We start from the raw sequence: 12,770 nt of genomic DNA on the forward strand, positions 1-12,770 counted from the left end.
GGGGTAGAATTCATATCGGGCAAGGTGGTGTTCGTGTTGTAAATTGTGTTTCTCGATAACTCACATTTTATCAATCACTTACGGCATTCTTGCCCTTTTTTATGCAAAATTCAGGCTAGGACTACTGCTCGTTCTTCATAATCCCCCTGACATTCGCCGCCAACAACGCCACCTGCAACGCAATCAGCGCATACGCCTCATCATGCCACCCCCAAAAAATCCACAGCAAATTACTGAGGATGAACATGCAGAAACCGAAGATCCGCCGATCCGGCCGCTTCGACCCAATCAGGTACGCCGCATACAGGGTCACCGCCATTGCCGGCCACTGCAACAGGTCGATCCAGTCCCCCATAACGCTCAGGCCGCCGACTTCCGCCGCGCCGGCGCATGCGTCTTGGCGGGCGCAGCAGCAGTTGACTTCGCCGCCGCGGCCTTCTTCGGCTTTGCCGCGGTAGCAGAAGCCGAAGCCGCAATCTTCTCAGTACCCTTGGCAGCCGCCTTGCGCGGTTTCGCAGCAGCCGGCGCTTCCTGCTCGTCGTTGGCCGCAGGCTTGCGCACCTTGCGTGGCGGTGGCGGCTCGTCATCATCCTCCGCTGCAACCTCAGCATCGTCCTCAGAAGACTCCGCCGCCGCCTTCCCCTTGCCCGACTTCTTCCCGCCAATACTCTGCTGCAGCAGCGCCACCAGGTCCACCACATTGCTCGACGATGGCCGCGCCGCTTCCTTGCCCGGCATGGTGATGGTCTTGGTTTCCTTCGCCTTGACCTTCTGCTCCACCAGCGCCAGCACGTCTTCGCGATAAGTGTCGTGATACTGCTCCGGCTTCCATTCCTCGCTCATGCCCTCGACTAGCGCCATCGCCATCTTCAGCTCCTTGTCGGATACTGCGGCGGTCTTCGAACTGGCGGTCGGAATTTTCAGCTCATCGGTCGTGCGGATCTCGTCGGCAAAGCGCAGCGTATTGAGCACGATAGTGTCGCCCACGCACACTAGCGCCGCCAAGTGCTGCTTGACGCGGATGACAACTGTCGCGATGCCGATCTTGCCGGCCGAGCGCAACGTCTCGCGCAGCAGCGCGTACACCTTGTCGCCGCCCTTGCCGGGCGCGAGATAGTACGGCTGCTCGTAGTACAGCAATGGAACGTCCTCGGCATCGACGAAGGCGAGAATGTCGATCGTGCCGGTCGCCTCTGGATTGGCGCGCCTCAGATCCTCGTCCGACAACACGACGTACTCGCCGGAGGTGTACTCGTAGCCCTTGACGATATCGTCCCACGTCACTTCCTTGTCGTTGCCCTTGTTGTAACGCTTGAAGCCTACGGGCGAAAAATCGCGGCGATCCAGCATGGTCAGGTCAAGTCCATGAGTTTGTACTGCCGGGTACATCTCGACCGGGATGTGGACCAGTCCAAAACTGATCGCCCCTTTCCACATGCTGCGTGCCATACCGATTCCCCTCGATGAATGAAGCCTACTCGCCAACCGTGCCGGTCACCGGCAACACAATCCCGGTGATGTAGCTCGAGCAGACCGATGAAGCCAGAAACACATACGCCGGCGACAGCTCTTCGGGCTGCGCCGGCCGGTGATAATCGGTGTCGGCGCCAAACTGCGCAATTTCCGACGCCGGCTTGTCGGCCGGATTGAGCGGCGTCCACACCGGCCCCGGCGCGATCGCATTGACCCGGATGCCCTTGTCGATCAGGTTCGCCGCCAGCGACATTGTGAACGCGTGAATGGCGCCCTTGGTGGTCGAATAGTCGAGCAGCATCTTGCTGCCCTTCAGTCCCGTCACCGACCCGGTATTGATGATCGATGCGCCGCGCTTCAGATACGGCAGCACCGCCTTCGCCATATGAAAGTAGCCATACACGTTGGTGCGCATCGTCTCGTCGAAGCGCTCTTCGGTCAGGTCGAGCAGCGACTCCGCATGCTCCTGGAACGCCGCGTTGTTGACCAGCACGTCGAGCCGCCCCCACCGCGCCACCACCTTGTCGACCGCCTCCTGGCAGAACGCCATGTCCTTGACGTCGCCGGCCACCGTCACGCAGCGCTGGCCCTCGGCTTCCACGCAGCGCTGGGTTTCGGCTGCATCCTCATGCTCGTTGAGGTACAGGATGGCGACGTCGGCGCCTTCGCGCGCGAACAGTACCGCCACCGCGCGCCCGATGCCCGAGTCGCCGCCGGTGACGATCGCTACCTGGCCCTGCAGCTTGCCGCTGCCCTTGTAGTGCTCGGCCATGAACTGGGGCCGTTGCGCCATTTCGGCCTCGATGCCCGGTTTGCTCAGGTGCTGCGACGCCATCGGCGGACCGGGATGAATCACCGGGCCGGTCTGCACCGCCTCCTTGCTTTCCTCGCCACGCTGCTGCGACGCATCCTTCTGGTCCTGCCGGCTCTGGATCGCCTTCTGCTTGTCAGCTACATCGTCCTGATTCGCCATGATGTTTCCTTCTCGTCATTTGTCACGTCCAGTATCTGGCGGCGCCCCCGCATCGCACCGTGCGCTCTCGCACACAGGGCGCCAATTCGCCTTTGTCTTTGCGGCCCATGTGCTTTATGGCAAACTACGGGCGGACACCGCGCCCGTCCGGGCCGAGCAATTACGAGGAGTACGTATGTCGCAGCAGGCTGATGCCAGCACCCAGCAGGTTGGACTGTTTCTGAACCCGGTCGCCCAGCGGCGCGTCGACTTTCAGGCCGCCAGCGGCGAACAGTTCGGCCGCCTGTTCCTTGCCGAAGATGCCGAACAGGCCGCACACATTCTTTCTCAGCAGCAGCAAATTGATCTGCTCGTCATCGACCTCGAGCATTTCGACCGCAGCCTTGACAAGGGCACCGTCGGCGCCCTCGTTAGACAGCGAAATGGCGCGCCGGTGCTGCTGGTGTGCGCATTTTCCACCGCCGGCTGGCTGGCCGAACTGATGTCCTGCGGTCCGCTCGACTATGTCATCGGCCCGGTCCCCGCCGATGAACTCAATCAGCACCTCGCTTCCCGGGCGCCGGTTGGCGCGTCCGGCGCCGACCAACTGCGCCGGCTGCTGGCGATGCGCTCGCACGTGCAGCAGGCAGTGCAGGGTGGCGACGACCAGCGCGCTCTCGCCGTCAGGATCTGCGCCGCGCTGTGCGCCTGGCCAGGCGTGGTGCACGCGGCAATGTTCGAAGCGAGCGCCGGCGAGCTCGCGCTCAGCGCCGAGCATTCGCCGTCCGGCCTCGACCTCGAACGCATCCTCGCCACGACCGACTCGCTGTCGCAGTCTCCGGTGCGCCACGTCTTCCCGGGCCTGCTGGCCGCCTTCACCGGCGAACTGGCGCTGCTCGACGCGCCCGAAAAGGCCGGCGACCCGCAACTGGCGCAGGCCCTGCTCGGCATCGGCGCCGGCATGGCGATCGGCGTGCCGATCCTGGCGACCGGTCCCGGCGCACCGCTCGGCGCCATCAGCCTGCTGTTTGCGCGCGCCCACGTGTTCACGTCCGACGAACTGGCCACGTTGTCGGACCTGGCGCAGCTGGCCGCCTTCGGCCTGCGCATGGACGAGATGAGCCGCGACGCCGAACAGCTCGTTGCTCGCCTGACGGGTCTGGCCACCAACGACGCGCTGACCGGCGTGGCCAACCGCCGCCGTGGCGAGGAGCTGCTCGAGCAGGAAGTCAAGCGCGCGCGCCGCTACCGCGCGCCGCTCGCATTGATCGCCTACGACATCGACCACTTCAAGGACATCAACGACCGCTACGGCCACCCGTGCGGCGACGCCGCGCTGCGCATCGTCGGCGAAACGACCCAGGCGGCACTGCGCGCGAGCGACCTGCTGGCGCGTTCCGGCGGCGACCAGTTCCAGATCGTCGCGGCGCACACCAACGCGATCGACGCCCTCAAGTTGGCCGAGAAAATCCGCGTTGCCATCGCCGGCACCGCCTTCCCGGGCTGCGACCGCCTCACCATCAGCCTCGCGGTGGCGCAACTCAATGACCAGGAAAGCGCCGACTCGCTGATGCTGCGGGTGAACGCGGCACTGGCGCGCGCCAAGCGCGCCGGACGCAACTGCGTGGAACTGGCGATGCGGTGAGCGGCATGCTGGGCTGGTTGAGGCAGTACCGGCGCGGCCTGCTCGCCGGCGACATCAGCGCCGGCATCGTCGTGGCGATGATGATGATCCCGCAGGCGATGGCGTACGCCATGGTGGCCGGCCTGCCGCCGGTCTTCGGCCTGTACGCCAGCATCCTGCCGCCGCTGCTGTACGCGCTGTTCGGCTCGAGCATGGCGCAGTCGGTCGGGCCGATGGCGATCATCTCGCTGATGACGGCGGCCGCGCTGGCGCCGCTGGCGGCGGCCGGCTCCGGCCTCTACATCGTGCTGGCCGCGCAGCTGGCGCTGTTGTCGGGCGTCGTGCTGCTCGTGTGCGGCCTGCTGCGTATCGGCTTTCTAGCCAATTTCTTCTCGCGTCCCGTCATGAGCGGCTTTACCATCGGCTCGGCCCTGGTGATCGCGTACGGCCAACTTCCTGCGCTGACCGGTGCCGACCTGCCCGCGCTGCACCCGCCAAGCGCGCTGCTCGGCATCGGCTCGCTGCTGCTGTTGCTGGCCGCGCGCAGCTGGCTGGCGCCATTGCTGCGTCGCCTCGGCATGCGTCCCGCCGCCGCCGATGTTGGCGCGCGCCTGGCGCCGATGGCAGTGGTGATCGGCGCCACTGTGCTGGTCGCCTCGCTCGGCCTCGACGTACGCACCACCGGCGCGGTGCCCACCGGCTTGCCGAGCCTGAACCTGGCGCTGTCGCACGCCCACTGGCGTTCCTTGCTGCAGCCGGCGCTGCTGATCGGCTTCATGATCTTCTTGATCAGCATGTCCGCGGCCCAGGCGCTCGCCCTGAAGCGCCAGGAAAAAGTACACAGCAACATGGAGCTGATCGGCCTGGGCGCAGCCAACATCGGCAGCGCGCTGACGGGCGGCTTTCCGGTCACCGGCAGCATGTCGCGCTCCGCTGTCAATTTCGCCGCCGGCGCCAACACGCCGCTGGCCAGCATCATCACCGCGCTGCTGCTCGCGCTCGCGCTGATCGCACCCACCGGCTGGCTGGCGCTGATCCCGCTGCCGGCGCTGGCCGCCACCATCATCGTCGCCGTCCTCACCATGCTCGAACTGTCGACGCTGCGCGTGGCGATGCGCTACGACCGCGGCGACGCGCTCGCGCTGGTGGCCACAGCCGCCGGCGTGCTGGCGTTGGGCGTGGAGGCGGGCGTCGTCATCGGCGTGGTGCTGTCGATGGGCACCCTGATCTGGCGCGCCAGCCGCCCCCACATCGCGGTGTTGGGCCGCATCGCCGGCACCGAACACTTTCGCAATATCGAGCGCTACCCGGCAGGCACCGCACCCGACGTCCTCATGCTGCGCATCGACGCCGGTCTTTTCTTCGGCAACGTCGAAGCCGTCAACTCCCGCGTCGAGGACGAACTGGCGCAGCGGCCGTCCACGCGGCACCTGGTGCTGGTGCTGTCGGCCGTGAATGCGATCGACACGTCCGCGCTGTTTGGCCTGGCCGAACTTAATCAGATGCTGCGCGGGCGCGGCATCGGATTACACCTGGCCGAGGTCAAAGGCCCGGTGATGGACCGCCTGAAGGCGAGCGACCTGCTGTCGACCCTCAACGGCAAGGTGTACTTAAGTACCGTCATGGCCTGGGACGAGCTGACCGGAAAAGCGTGACTTCGTGACGCTGACACCAGCACTTCAGTGCACCGCCACGGTGCGCGCGGCAGTGCATGGCCGCACTCCAGGAACTTGGTAGCTGGGGGTTCGCTCATCGCTGCGCCAGGCCGGTGCGGGCCGCTTGGCACGCATCCTGCTAACCCTTGGGTCATGCCAGACTGCCCACGCTCCGACCATCCCACCACCGCCTGGCGCGCCAGCTTGCTGCTGCGCTTCGCCAACGATGCCGGCGTCACCCGCCTGATCGAACGCGCGCACAGCGGACCGCTGCGCGTGCAAAAGCCGTTGTATCCGGAAGGCTCGCGCATCTGCCACGCCATCGTCATCCATCCGCCCGGCGGCGTGGTCGGCGGCGATTGCCTCGAACTCGCTGCCGACGCCGGCGCCGGCAGTCACGCCTTCCTCACCACGCCGGTCGCGTCGAAGTGGTATCGCGCCAACGGCCGCGTGTCGCGCCAGGACGTGCGCATTCGCGCCTGCGCCGGCGTCGCCTTCGAGTGGATGCCGCAGGAGACCATATTTTTCGACGACGCGAACGTGGTGCTCGATCACGATGTCCAACTGGAGGAAGGCGCGCGCTACATCGGCGGCGAGATCCTGTGCTTCGGTCGGCGCGCATCGGGTGAGTCGTTCCGCCGCGGCGTGATCCGCCAGCGCACCCAGGTTCGCAGCGCCGGTAAGCTGGTGTGGTGGGAGCAGGGCGCGATCGACGCCGGCGGCATCAACAGCCGTTTCGGGCTGCACGGCGCCTCGGTCTGCGCAACCCTCATCGCCGTCGGCCCGCCGATGCCCGCGCCCCTGTTGGCCAGCATGCGCGCCATCGACCCGGCTCTGGCGCTTAGCCAGGTCAAGTCGGTGTGCGTGGCGCGCTACCTGGGCGACGACAGCGAAGCGGCGCGCGGCGCCATTTTCAAAGTATGGCAGGCGCTGCGTCCGCACCTGCTTGGCTGCGATGCGCCGCTGCCGCGCATCTGGAACACATAAAAGGACTGGCATATGGACCTGACTCCACCCGAAAAAGACAAGCTGCTGATCTTTACCGCGGGCCTGCTGGCCGAACGGCGCCTGGCGCGCGGCCTCAAACTCAATTATCCCGAAGCGGTGGCTCTCATCAGCGCCGCCATCCTTGAGGGCGCGCGCGACGTCAAGACGGTCGCCCAGCTGATGTCCGAGGGCGCCACGATCCTGACGCGCGGCGATGTCATGGACGGCATCGCCGAAATGATCCCCGACATCCAGGTCGAGGCCACCTTCCCGGATGGCAGCAAGCTCGTTACCGTCCACAACCCGATTCCCTGAGGGCGCCATGATCCCCGGCCAATACCTGCTTGAATCCGACGACATCGAGATCAACGTCGGCCGCCGCACGGTCACGCTGGTGGTGGCCAACAACGGCGACCGGCCGATCCAGGTCGGCTCGCACTTCCATTTTTTCGAGGTCAACACGGCCCTGCTGTTCGACCGCGCCGATGCGCGCGGCATGCGCCTCAATATCGCCGCCGGCACCGCGGTGCGCTTCGAGCCGGGCCAGCAGCGCACCGTCGAACTGGTCGACCTGGCCGGCGCGCGCCACGTCTACGGCTTCAATGGCCTGGTGATGGGGGCGCTCGAATGACTACCATCACACGCCAGGCCTACGCCGAAATGTACGGACCCACCACGGGCGAGCGCATCCGTCTTGCCGACACCGACCTGTTCATCGAGATCGAACAGGACTTCGCTCTATATGGCGAGGAGGTCAAGTTCGGCGGCGGCAAAGTGATCCGCGACGGCATGGGCCAGTCGCAGCGCAGTCATGCCGACGTGATGGACACCGTCATCACGAATGCCGTCATCGTCGACCACTGGGGCATCGTCAAGGCCGACATCGGCATCAAGAACGGCTTGATCGCCGCCATCGGCCGCGCCGGCAATCCGGACATCCAGCCGAACGTGACGATGGCGATCGGCGCGGCCACCGAGATCATCGCCGGCGAAGGCTCCATCGTCACCGCCGGCGGCGTCGACACCCACATCCACTTTATCTGCCCGCAGCAGATCGAGGAAGCGCTGATGAGCGCGGTGACGACGATGATTGGCGGCGGCACCGGCCCGGCCACCGGCACCGCCGCCACCACCTGCACGCCGGGACCGTGGCACCTGCACGCCATGCTGGGCGCCGCCGATGCGTTTCCGATGAACCTGGGCTTTCTCGGCAAAGGCAACGTCAGCCTGCCGGTGCCGCTCGAAGAACAGGTGCGCGCCGGCGCCATCGGACTTAAACTCCACGAGGACTGGGGCAGCACGCCGGCTGCGATCGACAACTGCCTGGCGGTGGCCGACCGCATGGACGTGCAGGTGGCGCTGCATTCCGACACGCTCAACGAGGCCGGCTTCCTCGAGTCCACGCTGGCCGCGTTCAAGGACCGCACCATCCACACCTTCCACACCGAAGGCGCCGGCGGTGGCCACGCGCCCGACATCATCGCCGCGGTCGGCCAGTCCAACGTGCTGCCGTCGTCGACCAACCCGACCCGACCTTTCACCGTCAATACGCTCGACGAGCACCTCGACATGCTGATGGTGTGCCACCACCTCGACCCGGCCATCGCCGAGGACGTCGCGTTCGCCGAGTCGCGCATCCGCCGCGAAACCATCGCCGCCGAGGACATCCTGCACGACATCGGCGCCATTTCCATGATGTCCTCGGACTCGCAGGCGATGGGCAGGGTCGGCGAAACGATCATGCGCACATGGCAGACCGCGCACAAGATGAAGCAGCAGCGCGGCGCGCTGGCGCCCGACAGCGCCCGCAACGACAACTTTCGCGTCAAGCGCTACATCGCCAAGTACACCATCAACCCGGCCATCACGCACGGCGTGTCGCACATCGTCGGCTCGCTCGAAGTGGGCAAGATCGCCGACATCTTGCTGTGGAAGCCGGCCTTCTTCGGCGTCAAGCCTTCCTTGATCGTCAAGGGCGGCATGATCGCCGCCGCCCGGATGGGCGACCCGAACGCATCGATCCCGACGCCGCAGCCGGTGCACTACCGGATGATGTTCGGCGCCTTCGGTGGCGGCCTGAAAAAATCGTTCACGTTTGTCTCGCAGGCCGCGTTCGACGCCGACATCGGCCGCCAGCTCGGACTGCAAAAGACGCTGATTCCCGTGCGCGCCATGCGCCATCTGCGCAAGGCCCACATGGTCCACAACGGCGCCACGCCGCACATGGAAGTCGATCCCGAAACCTACGAAGTGCGCGCCGACGGCCAGCTGCGGGTGTGCGAAGCTGCCGCCGTGCTGCCGATGGCGCAGCGCTATTTCCTGTTCTGAGAGAGCGAACCATGCTGACCCTGCACACCAAAGTCACCAGCGCCGCCAACCTGTGCGGCCGGCTCGTGCTGCTGTACGACCAGCGCGAAAAGTGCCGACTGCGCGCGCGCCTCGACTCCGGCGAGGATGTGGCCATCTTCACCGTGCGCGGCACCGTGCTGCGCGGCGGCGACCTGCTGACCGGCGCCGACGACCGCAGGGTCGAAGTCGTCGCCGCGCTCGAGCCGACCTACGCGGTGCGCTGCGACAGCGCATTCGTGCTGGCGCGCTGCGCCTTCCACCTCGGGAACCGCCATACCCAGGTGCAGATCGGCGAGGGCATGCTGACCATCCGCGCCGACCCGGTGCTGCGCGAAATGGTCGAAGGGCTCGGCGCCAGCGTCGAGGAGCAGGTCGCCGCCTTCGAGCCGGAGCAGGGCGCCTACGCCGGCTCCGGTCACCGTCACGACGACCATTTTCTGGCGCCCGTACCCGCGCGCCAGAAGATCCATCGGCCGGGCGACCAGGCGCTCGCATGAACGCCGGCGCCTTGTTGCACCTGCTGCAGTTTGCCAGCCCGGCGCTGCCGAACGGCGGCTACAGCTACTCGCAAGGGCTGGAAACGGCAATCGACGGGGGCACGGTAACCGATGCCGCCTCGGCGCGCGACTGGATCGCCGGCTGCCTGCTCGGCGTCATCGCCACGTGGGATGCGCCGCTGCTGTGGCGCCTGTTGAAAGCCGTCGACGCCGGCGACGACGCCGAAGTGGCCCTGTGGAGCGAGCGCTTCATCGCCTCGCGCGACAGCCCCGAGTTCCGCGCCGAGACTATCCAGATGGGCTATTCGCTGACCAGGCTGGTGGCCGAACTTGGCTTGGCCGACGTCTCGAAGCTGGGCGCTGAAGTTAGCCGGCCCACCGCGTTTGCCTGCGCCGTGTCGGCGCTTGGCATTCCGCACCGCGAGGCGCTGCTGGCGATGCTGTTCTCGTGGGCCGAGAACCAGGTGCTGGTGTGCGTAAAGTCCGTGCCGCTGGGGCAGATGGCCGGCCAGCGCCTGCTGCTGTCGCTGGCCCCCGATCTTGAAGAGGCGGCGCAGCGCGCCTGTACGCTGACCGATGGTGAGATGCCGAACTGGGCGCCTGGCTACTCCATGCTGTCGATGCGGCACGAAGTGCAGCATGGACGGCTTTACCGCTCATGAAAAGAAGAGGAACACGATGAGTTCAAATCCACTGCGGGTCGGCATCGGCGGGCCGGTCGGCTCCGGCAAGACGGCGCTGTGCGAGATGCTGTGCAATGGCATGCGCGACGACTACGACATGGCCGTCATCACCGACGACATCTACACGCGCGAGGATATGGACATCCTGGTGCGCGCCAACGCGCTGGCGCCCGAGCGCCTGATGGGAGTGGAAACCGGCGGCTGCCCGCATACCGCAATTCGCGAGGATGCCTCGATCAATCTCGAAGCGATCGCCCGCATGCAGGCCGATTTTCCGGACCTGGACCTGATCCTGATCGAGTCAGGCGGCGACAACCTGGCGGCCACCTTCAGCCCCGAACTGTCTGACCTGACCTTGTACGTGATCGACGTCGCCGGCGGCGAGAAGATCCCGCGCAAGGGTGGGCCAGGCATCACCCGTTCCGACCTCCTGATCATCAACAAGACCGACCTGGCGCCGCATGTCGGCGCCGACCTGGCCGTAATGGCGCGCGCCGCCGCGGCGCAACGTGGCGCGCGGCCGTTCGTGTTCACCAATTTACGCAGCGGCGAAGGCGTCGACAAGGTGATGGCGTTCATCCGCGAACAGGGTCTGTTCGACGCGGTGTATTAGCGGACCGTGTCGGCGCTGACGCGCGGCGGCGCCAGCACGATCGGCGCTTCCAGTTCCGGATGCAGGCCATGGTGGCCCTGGTAGACGGCGGCGATGGCGGCCATGTCGCGTGGCTGGTCGCCGGTCAGCTCCAGTGTGTCGACCACCGACAGCACCTTGTTCGGGTAGTCGATGTAGACCAGCAGCAGCGGCACGCCGGCGGTGAGCGCCAGGTGATAAAAGCCGCTGCGCCAGTGCGGGCGGTGGCCGCGCGTGCCTTCGGGCGCGAGGGCGATCCAGCACCATGGCGCCGCTTTCATCGTCGCCGCCAGGCGCTGGGTGGCGCCGGTGGAGGCGCCGCGTTCGACCGGCATGCCGCCCCAGGCGCGCATCGGCACGCCGAGAATCCCCTTGAACAGCGACTCCTTGCCGAGCCAGCGAAACGGCAGTCCGACCGCCCATTTGGCCAGCAGGCCGACCGGAAAATCCCAGTTCGACGTGTGCGGATACACGACGACGACGCCGTGCGGACCCGGCAGCGGCTTGTAGCGCACGTTCCAGCCGATCAGCTGCAGCAGGCGCAGCGACACGCGCTGCCCCCTGGTGGGAAGTGCTGCCGGACGCAGCGCGTATTGGTCCATCGTGCCTCCATCGGCCTGCTGAACAGACTCTCTTGTGTATTGCTAGCGCGCGAAAAAAGATTCCGCGTGGCATTTTATAGCGCCCGCCGAGACGCCGCAAGTAGCCGCGCGGGTCTGGGGTCTGACCCTGTGCGGTCAGACCCCGGTGTAGCGGCCAGCAACGGGTTAATAGTATGATTCGCTGACCAAACCGACAGGACCTGTATGGACATCACGATTTACCACAATGCCCGCTGCGGCACGTCGCGCAACACGCTGGCGCTGATCCGCAACACCGGCATCGAGCCGACCGTCATCGATTACCTGGCCAAGCCGCCGTCGCACGCGCTGCTCAAGGCGATGATCGCTGCCGCCGGCCTCACCGTGCGTGGTGCCATTCGCCGCAAGGAAGCCGCCTACGCCGAACGTGGCCTGGACAACCCGGCGCTCGATGACGACGCCCTGATCGACGCCATGCTGGCGCACCCTATCGTGATCGAGCGCCCGTTCGTCGTCACCACGCAAGGCGTGCGCCTGTGCCGGCCGTCCGAGCTGGTGCTCGACATCCTGCCGCTGCCGCAGCGCGGCGCCTTCAGCAAGGAAGACGGCGAGGCGCTCATCGACGCCAGCGGTCAGCGCATCGCCCGATAAGAGCGCCGCTGGCCGCGCCACAGCCGCCAGAGCATCCAGCCGATGGTGGCGATGCCGAACGCCGACGGCAGCAGCTGCGACCATGGCTGGCCGAAGCGGATCAGGTTTCCGCTGGCCGCCGACAGCATGCCGAACAGCGAGGCGACCGTCTTGTAGACGTGCTCGTAGCGCCACAGCGTCGCATGCCAGTGGGCCGGGAACCACCAGCGGCAGGTGTCGTAGGCGATCACCATCGCCAGCGCGCCCAGCGACGAATACACCACCGCGCTCGAGCCATCGGCCCTGGCGGCGACAATGACGATGGGCGCCAGCGCGAACGCGAGGGTGGCGGCGCACGCCGTCATTGCGGCGTCGACCAGCGCCGGGCCGCGCTCCTTGGTGTGCACCGCGCGCCAGCCGCCGACGAACTGGTAAAGCACCAGCACGGTCAGGATGGCGAACACGGGGATGAAGCGAAACAGCAGGTTGCCGGCTACCGCCGAGCCGCACAGGCCGAGCGTGAGCCAGGCGAAGCGACGGCCCAGCTGGCGGTGCCGCATCGTTCCTTTGGCGCCGGCCAGAATGATAAAGCCGACCGCCATCGCGGCGATGCCGCAGCCGACGTGGATGAATACATTGAGCAGGTGCGTGGGTTGCATTGATGTTCCTTGGGTTCGACAGGTGCAGCCGATTGTAGGGACGCGAACC

15 protein-coding genes are annotated in these 12,770 nt (G+C 66.4%); 10 read left to right on the forward strand and 5 right to left on the reverse strand.

What is annotated here, in order from left to right; genetic code table 11:
* Positions 1-121 precede the first annotated feature (121 nt).
* Genes ACP7DD_RS20705 through ACP7DD_RS20715 form a run of 3 tightly spaced genes read right to left on the reverse strand, consistent with a single transcriptional unit; the run spans position 122 to position 2,446 of the window.
* The gene (locus tag ACP7DD_RS20705; RefSeq protein ID WP_426176726.1) at positions 122-355 is read right to left on the reverse strand and encodes a hypothetical protein; all 234 of its coding nucleotides are present in this window, start codon (positions 353-355) and stop codon (positions 122-124) included.
* A gap of 5 nt (positions 356-360) precedes the next feature.
* Positions 361-1,449 (reverse strand): Ku protein, encoded by a 1,089-nt coding sequence (locus tag ACP7DD_RS20710; protein ID WP_426176727.1) that lies wholly within the window; start codon positions 1,447-1,449, stop codon positions 361-363.
* A gap of 25 nt (positions 1,450-1,474) precedes the next feature.
* A complete protein-coding gene (locus ACP7DD_RS20715; RefSeq protein WP_426176728.1) occupies positions 1,475-2,446 on the reverse strand; it encodes an SDR family oxidoreductase in 972 nt (323 codons plus the stop codon).
* Positions 2,447-2,621: 175 nt separating this feature from the next.
* Here ACP7DD_RS20715 and ACP7DD_RS20720 point away from each other — a divergent pair, with 175 nt between their 5' ends.
* The 9 genes from ACP7DD_RS20720 to ureG all read left to right on the forward strand — a co-directional run bounded on the left by ACP7DD_RS20720 (position 2,622) and on the right by ureG (position 10,833).
* On the forward strand, positions 2,622-4,070 hold the full coding sequence (locus tag ACP7DD_RS20720; RefSeq protein ID WP_426176729.1) for a diguanylate cyclase: 1,449 nt from the start codon (positions 2,622-2,624) through the stop codon (positions 4,068-4,070).
* Positions 4,071-4,075: 5 nt separating this feature from the next.
* On the forward strand, positions 4,076-5,704 hold the full coding sequence (locus tag ACP7DD_RS20725) for a SulP family inorganic anion transporter (RefSeq protein WP_426176730.1): 1,629 nt from the start codon (positions 4,076-4,078) through the stop codon (positions 5,702-5,704).
* 153 nt (positions 5,705-5,857) lie between these two features.
* Positions 5,858-6,691, forward strand: a complete 834-nt coding sequence (locus ACP7DD_RS20730) for an urease accessory protein UreD (RefSeq protein WP_426176731.1) — start codon at positions 5,858-5,860, stop codon at positions 6,689-6,691.
* 12 nt (positions 6,692-6,703) lie between these two features.
* Positions 6,704-7,006 carry an urease subunit gamma gene (ureA, locus tag ACP7DD_RS20735; RefSeq protein ID WP_426176732.1) on the forward strand — a complete coding sequence of 101 codons (303 nt, stop codon included), beginning with the start codon at positions 6,704-6,706 and terminating at the stop codon, positions 7,004-7,006.
* Between the two features lie 7 nt (positions 7,007-7,013).
* Positions 7,014-7,322, forward strand: a complete 309-nt coding sequence (locus ACP7DD_RS20740; protein ID WP_426176733.1) for an urease subunit beta — start codon at positions 7,014-7,016, stop codon at positions 7,320-7,322.
* Positions 7,319-9,019, forward strand: coding sequence for an urease subunit alpha (ureC, locus tag ACP7DD_RS20745; protein WP_426176734.1), 1,701 nt, complete (start codon positions 7,319-7,321; stop codon positions 9,017-9,019). The genes ACP7DD_RS20740 and ureC overlap by 4 nt, the downstream gene beginning before the upstream one ends.
* 11 nt (positions 9,020-9,030) lie before the next feature.
* A complete protein-coding gene (gene ureE, locus ACP7DD_RS20750) occupies positions 9,031-9,537 on the forward strand; it encodes an urease accessory protein UreE (protein WP_426176735.1) in 507 nt (168 codons plus the stop codon).
* On the forward strand, positions 9,534-10,199 hold the full coding sequence (locus ACP7DD_RS20755) for an urease accessory protein UreF (protein ID WP_426176736.1): 666 nt from the start codon (positions 9,534-9,536) through the stop codon (positions 10,197-10,199). The genes ureE and ACP7DD_RS20755 overlap by 4 nt, the downstream gene beginning before the upstream one ends.
* 16 nt (positions 10,200-10,215) lie before the next feature.
* Positions 10,216-10,833, forward strand: coding sequence for an urease accessory protein UreG (gene ureG, locus ACP7DD_RS20760; RefSeq protein ID WP_426176737.1), 618 nt, complete (start codon positions 10,216-10,218; stop codon positions 10,831-10,833).
* On the opposite strand, the gene ACP7DD_RS20765 is transcribed toward ureG, so the two are convergent.
* The gene (locus ACP7DD_RS20765) at positions 10,830-11,453 is read right to left on the reverse strand and encodes a 1-acyl-sn-glycerol-3-phosphate acyltransferase (RefSeq protein ID WP_426176738.1); all 624 of its coding nucleotides are present in this window, start codon (positions 11,451-11,453) and stop codon (positions 10,830-10,832) included. The genes ureG and ACP7DD_RS20765 overlap by 4 nt on opposite strands.
* A gap of 204 nt (positions 11,454-11,657) precedes the next feature.
* Between ACP7DD_RS20765 and arsC the strand changes: the two genes are divergently transcribed.
* Positions 11,658-12,083: an arsenate reductase (glutaredoxin) gene (gene arsC, locus ACP7DD_RS20770; RefSeq protein WP_426176739.1), complete on the forward strand. Its 426-nt coding sequence runs from the start codon at positions 11,658-11,660 to the stop codon at positions 12,081-12,083.
* Here the strand turns inward: arsC and ACP7DD_RS20775 are convergent.
* The gene (locus tag ACP7DD_RS20775; RefSeq protein ID WP_426176740.1) at positions 12,065-12,721 is read right to left on the reverse strand and encodes a hypothetical protein; all 657 of its coding nucleotides are present in this window, start codon (positions 12,719-12,721) and stop codon (positions 12,065-12,067) included. The two genes, arsC and ACP7DD_RS20775, sit on opposite strands and share 19 nt — an antisense overlap.
* Positions 12,722-12,770 lie beyond the last annotated feature (49 nt).

This window comes from Massilia sp. TWR1-2-2 (assembly GCF_049897565.1).
Lineage (GTDB): Bacteria > Pseudomonadota > Gammaproteobacteria > Burkholderiales > Burkholderiaceae_D > JAFCUW01.

Coding starts and splice junctions, on each gene's coding strand:
- ACP7DD_RS20765 (WP_426176738.1), bottom strand. CDS start 11,453: ATGGACCAATACGCGCTGCGTCCGGCAGCACTTCCCACCAGGGGGCAG.
- ureA (WP_426176732.1), top strand. CDS start 6,704: ATGGACCTGACTCCACCCGAAAAAGACAAGCTGCTGATCTTTACCGCG.
- ACP7DD_RS20710 (WP_426176727.1), bottom strand. CDS start 1,449: ATGGCACGCAGCATGTGGAAAGGGGCGATCAGTTTTGGACTGGTCCAC.
- ureE (WP_426176735.1), top strand. CDS start 9,031: ATGCTGACCCTGCACACCAAAGTCACCAGCGCCGCCAACCTGTGCGGC.
- ACP7DD_RS20725 (WP_426176730.1), top strand. CDS start 4,076: ATGCTGGGCTGGTTGAGGCAGTACCGGCGCGGCCTGCTCGCCGGCGAC.
- ACP7DD_RS20775 (WP_426176740.1), bottom strand. CDS start 12,721: ATGCAACCCACGCACCTGCTCAATGTATTCATCCACGTCGGCTGCGGC.
- ACP7DD_RS20705 (WP_426176726.1), bottom strand. CDS start 355: ATGGGGGACTGGATCGACCTGTTGCAGTGGCCGGCAATGGCGGTGACC.
- ACP7DD_RS20755 (WP_426176736.1), top strand. CDS start 9,534: ATGAACGCCGGCGCCTTGTTGCACCTGCTGCAGTTTGCCAGCCCGGCG.
- ACP7DD_RS20740 (WP_426176733.1), top strand. CDS start 7,014: ATGATCCCCGGCCAATACCTGCTTGAATCCGACGACATCGAGATCAAC.
- arsC (WP_426176739.1), top strand. CDS start 11,658: ATGGACATCACGATTTACCACAATGCCCGCTGCGGCACGTCGCGCAAC.
- ACP7DD_RS20730 (WP_426176731.1), top strand. CDS start 5,858: ATGCCAGACTGCCCACGCTCCGACCATCCCACCACCGCCTGGCGCGCC.
- ACP7DD_RS20715 (WP_426176728.1), bottom strand. CDS start 2,446: ATGGCGAATCAGGACGATGTAGCTGACAAGCAGAAGGCGATCCAGAGC.
- ureC (WP_426176734.1), top strand. CDS start 7,319: ATGACTACCATCACACGCCAGGCCTACGCCGAAATGTACGGACCCACC.
- ureG (WP_426176737.1), top strand. CDS start 10,216: ATGAGTTCAAATCCACTGCGGGTCGGCATCGGCGGGCCGGTCGGCTCC.
- ACP7DD_RS20720 (WP_426176729.1), top strand. CDS start 2,622: ATGTCGCAGCAGGCTGATGCCAGCACCCAGCAGGTTGGACTGTTTCTG.